Genomic DNA, 7,407 nt, shown 5'->3' with positions numbered 1-7,407 from the left:
TGATAATGGAGACGTGGCAGGACTTCTCATAGAGCCTTCAAGAAGTGCTCTTCCCAATCCTAACATTGATCTTCTGGCTGAGCTGGATAAGAGAGAGACAAGGATACTCTTTCTTAATAGCAATTATACCCAGCTTCCATTCCCTCATGTATCACTTGCTGATAAGGAATGTGCTTACAGAGCGGTTAAAGAGCTTATAGATGCAGGGCACAGGAAGATCGCCTGCATATTAAAGCTTGATGACAGACAGGGACATGAACGTTACAGCGGATATCTTAAAGCCATGATGGAAGCAGGCATCACCGTAAGCGATGAGTGGGTGATCTGGCTTGATACAGATGATATATCACACATGAAAGACAACTACGACAGGATCCGCCGGAGATTTGATGGCTGCACAGCCCTTTTTGCATATAATGACCAGGTTGCAGTTGATGCAATAGGAGTTCTTCAGGCAGCAGGAATACAGGTTCCAAAGCGCATGTCAGTTGTAAGTATGGATGATTCTGATATGGCCAAGATGAATGGTTTTGCTCTTGATTCTGTACCTCATCCCAAGGAGAGACTTGGAGAGAAGGCAGCAGAGAACATTATCCATCTGATACATAACAAGAATTATGATGCCAATTATGAATTTATAGAGGATGTCATCCAAAGAGGTTCTGTTAGAAATATTAAATAATAATTGATACAGGGATTTCTTATAAAAGATATCCGGAAGACACAATAATCTATCAATTATATTTTATATATACAAATAGAAAATAAATGTTTTTTACTAAGTGTTTTTACACAGGAGGAAAAGAAGATGAAGTTCACCAAAAATTACAAGATCTGGTTCGCTACAGGTTCACAGGATCTGTACGGGGATGAGTGCCTTAGAAAGGTTGCAGATCATTCTGCAAAGATCGTAGAAAGCCTTAATGCAAGCGGCAAGCTTCCATTTGAGATCGTACTTAAGCCTACTCTTATAAGCCAGGCTTCTATAAGACAGACATTTAATGATGCCAACAATGATCCTGAATGTGCAGGTGTTATCACATGGATGCATACTTTCTCACCTGCTAAGATGTGGATCCTTGGTCTTCAGGAATATCGCAAGCCACTTTGCCATCTTCATACACAGTTTAATGAAGAGATTCCTTATGACACAATCGATATGGATTTCATGAACGAGAATCAGTCAGCTCATGGTGACAGAGAATATGGTCACATCGTATCCAGAATGGGTATCGAGCGCAAGATCATCGTAGGTCACTTCCAGGATCCTGAAGTTATAGAAGAGCTTGCAGGATGGATGTACACAGCAGTTGGTGCCATCGAGTCATCACACATCCGTGTATGCCGTTTTGGTGACAACATGAACAACGTTGCCGTTACAGAAGGTGACAAGGTTGAAGCTCAGATCAAGTTCGGTTGGGAGATCGATCACTACAACGTAAATGATCTTGTAGAAGTTGTTAATGCAGTATCAGATTCAGATACAAACGCACTTACAGATGAGTATTACTCCAAGTACAAGATCCTTCTTGAAGGCAGAGATGCTGATGAATTCAGAAGACATGTAGCAGTTCAGGCTCGTCAGGAGATTGGTCTTAGAAGATTCCTTGAGGAAAAAGATTACCATGCAGTAGTTACTCACTTCGGAATGCTTGGAGGATTACAGCAGCTTCCAGGTCTTGCTATTCAGAGACTTATGGAAGATGGATATGGCTTTGGTGCAGAAGGTGACTGGAAGACAGCAGCTCTTGTACGCCTCATGAAGCTCATGACAGCAGGCAAGAAGGATGCAAAGGGTACATCTTTCATGGAAGATTACACATACAACTTTGTTAAGGGCAAAGAGGGTATTCTTCAGGCACACATGCTTGAAGTATGTCCTTCAATAGCTGATGGAGAGATCTCAATCAAGGCTTGTCCTCTTTCAATGGGTAACAGAGAAGATCCTGCACGTCTTGTATTTACAGCCAAAGAAGGAAAAGGTGTTGCATGCTCACTTATCGACCTTGGACACAGATTCCGTCTCATCATTAACTGTGTAGATGTTAAGAAGACAGAAAAGCCTATGCCTAAGCTTCCTGTTGCAACAGCATTCTGGACACCTGAACCAGACCTTAAGAAGGGCGCAGCTGCATGGATCCTTGCTGGCGGAGCACATCATACATCATTTACATATGACCTTAATGCACAGCAGATGGTTGATCTTGCTGATACATTCGGCATTGAGAGCGTTGTTATTGACAATAATACAGATCTTAGAAGTCTCAAGAATGAGCTTAGATGGAATGAGATGTATTACTCAAAGAGATGATATTTACATATAATGAAGCAGGTGTCAAAAGTTTCTTTTGATGCTGTATGATGACCGGATGGAGACCAAATAATGTTGGCCTCCACCGGCATATTATGGGAAAGAAGTTATTAAAGGAGAGACTATGAGTAGCGAAATTATTAAAAGCGGAAAGACAGTAGTCGGAATCGAATTTGGTTCTACCAGAATCAAAGCAGTTCTGACAGATATGGATCATAACGTAATCGCACAGGGAGGACACACTTGGGAGAACAGACTTGAAAATGGTATCTGGACATATTCACTTGATGATATATGGACAGGACTTCAGGACTGCTACTCACAGCTTGCCAAAGACGTTAAAGAAAAATATGGCGAAGACCTTACAAATATTGGTGCACTTGGCTTTTCTGCAATGATGCACGGATATATGGCATTCGATAAGGACGGAAATCTTCTTGTTCCATTCCGTACATGGAGAAATTCAATCACACAGGAAGCTTCAGAAAAGCTTACAGACCTCTTTGGATATCACATTCCTCAGAGATGGTCAATTGCACATCTTTACCAGGCAATTCTTAACGGCGAAGAGCATGTTAAGGACATCGCTTTTGTTACAACACTTGCCGGATACATTCACTGGCAGATGACAGGCGAGAAGGTAATTGGTATTGGCGACGGTTCAGGAATGTTCCCTATCGATTCCTCTATCAAAGATTATAATCAGAAGATGCTTGATCAGTTCGATGAACTTATAGCTGACAAGAATCTTCCTTGGAAAATAAGAGATATCCTTCCTAAGAACCTTGTAGCAGGTGAAAAGGCAGGAGTATTGAGTCAGGAAGGTGCTAAGAAGCTTGACGTATCAGGAAAGCTTATGGCAGGAGCTCCTGTATGTCCTCCTGAAGGAGATGCCGGTACAGGTATGGCTGCAACCAATTCTGTTGCAAAGCGTACAGGTAATATCTCAGCAGGTACATCAGTATTCTCAATGGTAGTTCTCGAGCACGACCTTAAGAAGGCTCATGATGAACTTGACCTTGTAACAACTCCAGACGGAGAGCAGGTTGCAATGGTTCATTGCAACAACTGCACATCAGATCTTAATGCATATGTTGGCCTGTTCAGAGAGTTCGCTCACCTTACAGGTAACGATATCAGTGATAACGACCTTTATGGCAAGCTCTATCTCAACGCTCTTGAAAATGGAGATGCTGATTGCGGCGGCCTTATGGCATACAACTATGTATCAGGTGAGAACATCACAGGCTTTAATGAAGGAAGACCTTTATTCGTACGTCGTCCTGATGCCAAGATGAATCTTGCAAACTTCATGCGTACACACCTTTATACAGCACTTGGTGCTTTAAAAGCAGGTAACGATATCCTTATGAAGGAAGAAGGCGTTCAGGCTGATTACTTCTATGGCCAGGGCGGATTCTTCAAGGTTAGAGGCGCTGGTGACAGAGTAATGGCAGCAGCACTTGATACAGAGATCCGTATGATGGAGACAGCAGGTGAAGGCGGACCATGGGGCCAGGCTATACTTGCATCTTACATGCTGGAAAAAGAGGACGGAGAAAGCCTTGAAGAATATCTTGCAAACAAAGTATTCAAGAGTGGCAAGGTTGAATCCTGCATGCCAAATGCAGAAGATGTAAAGGGCTTTGATAAGTTCATGGAAGATTACCTTGCAGTACTCCCCGCAGAGCGCGCTGCATGCGAAACACTAAATTGATAATTAAGCTCACATCCGTGTGAGCTTAAGCAATTACCAATTTAGTGCAGTTACATCCTGTAACGAACACTAAATTAAAGAAAATAAGAAGGGTTATGGCTATGTTAGAAGAATTAAAGAAGAAAGTTTATGAGGCAAATATTCTTTTGCCAAAGTATGGTCTTGTTACATTTACATGGGGCAACGTATCTGAGTATGATCCTGAGACCAAGCTCTTTGTAATCAAGCCAAGCGGAGTTGATTATGATGTAATGAAGCCTGAAGATATGGTAGTTATGGATCTTAATGGTAATAAAGTAGAAGGAGAGCTTAATCCTTCATCAGATACACCTACTCATGTAGAGATTTACAAGGCATGGGCAGACAAGGGAGTTAAGGGTATAGTTCATACTCACTCATCCTATGCAACAAGCTGGGCTCAGGCAGGCCGTGGAATTCCTTGCTATGGTACAACTCATGCCGATTATTTCTATGGAGAGATTCCATGCGTAAGATGTCTTACTAAGGAAGAGATAGAGGATGCATACGAAGAGAATACAGGACATCTTATTGTTGGTGAATTCGAGCGTATGGACAAAGATCCTATCGCTGTTCCTGCAGTTCTTTGCAAGAACCATGGTGTATTTTCATGGGGCAAAGATGGTATGGAAGCTGTTCACAACTCAGTTGTAACAGAAGAAGTTGCTAAGATGGCATACAGATGTGAGACAATAAATGCTCGTGTACAGCCTGCACCACAGGAGCTTCAGGATAAGCATTATTATCGTAAGCATGGTGCCAATGCATATTATGGTCAGGGCAAACACTGATATATTCGTGTGACAAAAAGTGCTAAAAATATGGCAATAAATACATGGACGTATTTGTACACATATGTTAAAGTTGTAACGGTTATAGAATGTACTTTACCATGTGAATTAAAGGAGAATAACTATGACGAACAAGGAACTTCAGAAAACAGCCAACGAAGTCCGTAAGGGTATTGTTACAGCAGTTCATGCCGCAAAAGCAGGACACCCGGGCGGATCACTTTCAGCAGCAGATATTTTTACATATCTGTATTTTGAAGAAATGAACATCAATCCCGAAAAGCCGGCAGATCCTGATCGCGACCGCTTTGTTCTTTCAAAAGGACATACAGCACCAGGTCTTTACTCTGTAATGGCTCAGCGCGGATATTTCCCGGTAGATGAGCTTACAACACTGCGTAAGCTTGGATCAAGACTTCAGGGACATCCTAGCATGCAGTACCTTCCTGGTATTGATATGAGTAGCGGATCTCTTGGTCAGGGTATCTCAGTTGCTTGTGGAATGGCACTTTCTGCAAAACTTAATAATAAGGATTATAGAACCTACACATTACTTGGTGATGGTGAGATTGAAGAAGGTCAGGTTTGGGAAGCATCTATGTTTGCAGGATTCCGTAAGCTTGATAACCTTGTTGTCATTGTTGATAACAATGGTCTTCAGATCGACGGACCTGTTGATCAGGTTTGTTCTCCATATCCTATTGATAAGAAATTCGAAGCATTTAACTTCCATGTAATCAATGTTGATGCTCATGACTTTGATGCACTTCGTGCAGCATTCAAAGAAGCTAGAGAGACTAAGGGCCAGCCTACAGCAATCATTGCTCACAGCCTTAAGGGTAAGGGCGTTTCCTTTATGGAAGGCCAGGTTTCATGGCACGGCGTAGCACCTAATGATGAAGAGTATGCAAAGGCTATGGACGATCTTAACAAGATCGGCGAAGCTCTTGAAGCTTGAGGAGGTTAAGATGAGCGAAGTAAAGAAGATTGCTACTAGAGATAGTTATGGTAAAGAACTTATAGAGCTTGCAAAGGTTAATGATAAGGTTGTTGTTCTTGACGCTGACCTTGCAGCAGCTACAAGAACCGGTTGGTTCAGAAAAGAATTCCCTGATCGTCACATCGACTGTGGTATCGCAGAGAGTAACATGATGGGCGTTGCAGCTGGTCTTGCTACAACAGGAATGATCCCATTCGTAAGCACATTTGCTATGTTCGCTACAGGACGTGCTTTCGAGCAGGTTCGTAACTCAATCGGTTACCCACATCTTAACGTTAAGATCGGTGGAACTCACGCAGGAATCACAGTAGGTGAGGACGGCGCTTCTCATCAGTGTAACGAAGATCTTGCACTTATGCGTACAATTCCTGGAATGGTTGTTATGTGCCCTGCAGATGATATCGAGGCAAGAGCCTGCGTAAGAGCAGCTGCTGAGCATGAAGGCCCTGTATATATCAGATTTGGCCGTGCAGCTTGCCCTGTTGTTAACGACAGACCTGATTACAAGTTCGAGCTTGGTAAGGGAACACTCCTTCGTGAAGGTAAGGACGTAAGTATCATCGCTACAGGTATCGGCGTAGGTGCAGCTCTTGAAGCAGCTGAAAAGCTTGCTGCTGACGGAATCGAAGCAGAAGTAGTTAACATCTGCACTATCAAGCCTATCGATAGAGAGCTTGTAGTTGCAACAGCCAAGAAGACAGGCAAGGTTGTAACAGTAGAAGAGCACTCAGTTATCGGTGGTCTTGGAAGCGCTGTATGTGACGTTCTTTCAGAAGAGTGTCCTACAGTTGTTAAGAAGATTGGTATGCAGGATAGATTCGGTGAATCAGGATCTGCTGCAGCACTTGTTAAGAAGTACGGTCTTGATGGCGAAGGCGTATACAACTCAGTAAAAGAGTTCCTTAAATAATTTGGTTCGCCAGAGATATAGGTTATAATAAAGCCAAAAAAGCCGGAGATGATCTGACTTTTTTGGCTTTTCTTTTTTCAAAATGGGGGATAGAAATAGGCTATGAATGAAAAACTTTTTCCGATTGAAACCAGACACTTTAAATTGATGCCCTGTGATGTAAAAGAATACTTGGGGAAGTGGACAATTTCATTAAAAGACGGGGATCAGAAAGATGTTGGAAATATTCATTTTGAAGATACTCAATTCAAGGGTGAAGTAAAGATATTTGTAGAGCTTCTTCCAGAATATGAAGAACCCAAATATATAGAAGAAATCTTCTTTATGATGGCAAGATTTGTTTTCAGAGATCCTGAGATTGGAACTATCAGAACCCAGTGCGATCATGAAAATGAAGACAGGATCAAGGGCATTGAAAAGGCAGGATATGTCTACCGTGAGTTTAAAGATGGCTACGATCAATACTCCATGAACAAGCAGAAAACTTCATGGATGGGACTGTATATGTTCCTTGGTATGATTGCGGGCTTTATCATTGGTATTACATTCTCGAATTTGTGGGCCGGAACCATTAGCGGCGTGCTGACAGGAAGTGGAATAGGATATCTTATGGATAAAAAACAAACATTCGCAAAGAAAAGTGATTCATAATTCACAAAT

The 7,407-nt window shown here is 42.1% G+C and carries 7 protein-coding genes; all 7 read left to right on the top strand.

Going from position 1 to position 7,407, the window contains the following annotated elements; genetic code table 11:
- On the top strand, positions 1 to 682 hold a 682-nt coding region (locus K6G87_RS11425; RefSeq protein WP_296837259.1), incomplete at its 5' end, for a substrate-binding domain-containing protein.
- Between the two features lie 126 nt (positions 683 to 808).
- A complete protein-coding gene (araA, locus tag K6G87_RS11420; RefSeq protein WP_296837256.1) occupies positions 809 to 2,311 on the top strand; it encodes an L-arabinose isomerase in 1,503 nt (500 codons plus the stop codon).
- Between the two features lie 124 nt (positions 2,312 to 2,435).
- Positions 2,436 to 4,028 (top strand): xylulokinase, encoded by a 1,593-nt coding sequence (locus tag K6G87_RS11415; RefSeq protein WP_296837253.1) that lies wholly within the window; start codon positions 2,436 to 2,438, stop codon positions 4,026 to 4,028.
- Between the two features lie 101 nt (positions 4,029 to 4,129).
- A complete protein-coding gene (locus K6G87_RS11410; protein ID WP_296837250.1) occupies positions 4,130 to 4,837 on the top strand; it encodes an L-ribulose-5-phosphate 4-epimerase in 708 nt (235 codons plus the stop codon).
- A 124-nt stretch (positions 4,838 to 4,961) separates the two neighbouring features.
- The gene (locus K6G87_RS11405; RefSeq protein WP_296837248.1) at positions 4,962 to 5,795 is read left to right on the top strand and encodes a transketolase; all 834 of its coding nucleotides are present in this window, start codon (positions 4,962 to 4,964) and stop codon (positions 5,793 to 5,795) included.
- A 10-nt stretch (positions 5,796 to 5,805) separates the two neighbouring features.
- Positions 5,806 to 6,747 carry a transketolase family protein gene (locus K6G87_RS11400; protein WP_296837245.1) on the top strand — a complete coding sequence of 314 codons (942 nt, stop codon included), beginning with the start codon at positions 5,806 to 5,808 and terminating at the stop codon, positions 6,745 to 6,747.
- A gap of 102 nt (positions 6,748 to 6,849) precedes the next feature.
- Positions 6,850 to 7,398 carry a GNAT family N-acetyltransferase gene (locus K6G87_RS11395; protein ID WP_296837242.1) on the top strand — a complete coding sequence of 183 codons (549 nt, stop codon included), beginning with the start codon at positions 6,850 to 6,852 and terminating at the stop codon, positions 7,396 to 7,398.
- Positions 7,399 to 7,407 lie beyond the last annotated feature (9 nt).

It is taken from the genome of Butyrivibrio sp., from assembly GCF_024699075.1.
This window is presented reverse-complemented; position numbering and strand designations above follow the sequence as displayed.

Excerpts from the sequence above, each read along its gene's own strand:
- araA (WP_296837256.1), top strand. The coding sequence starts at position 809 with ATGAAGTTCACCAAAAATTACAAGATCTGGTTCGCTACAGGTTCACAG.
- K6G87_RS11415 (WP_296837253.1), top strand. The coding sequence starts at position 2,436 with ATGAGTAGCGAAATTATTAAAAGCGGAAAGACAGTAGTCGGAATCGAA.
- K6G87_RS11410 (WP_296837250.1), top strand. The coding sequence starts at position 4,130 with ATGTTAGAAGAATTAAAGAAGAAAGTTTATGAGGCAAATATTCTTTTG.
- K6G87_RS11405 (WP_296837248.1), top strand. The coding sequence starts at position 4,962 with ATGACGAACAAGGAACTTCAGAAAACAGCCAACGAAGTCCGTAAGGGT.
- K6G87_RS11400 (WP_296837245.1), top strand. The coding sequence starts at position 5,806 with ATGAGCGAAGTAAAGAAGATTGCTACTAGAGATAGTTATGGTAAAGAA.
- K6G87_RS11395 (WP_296837242.1), top strand. The coding sequence starts at position 6,850 with ATGAATGAAAAACTTTTTCCGATTGAAACCAGACACTTTAAATTGATG.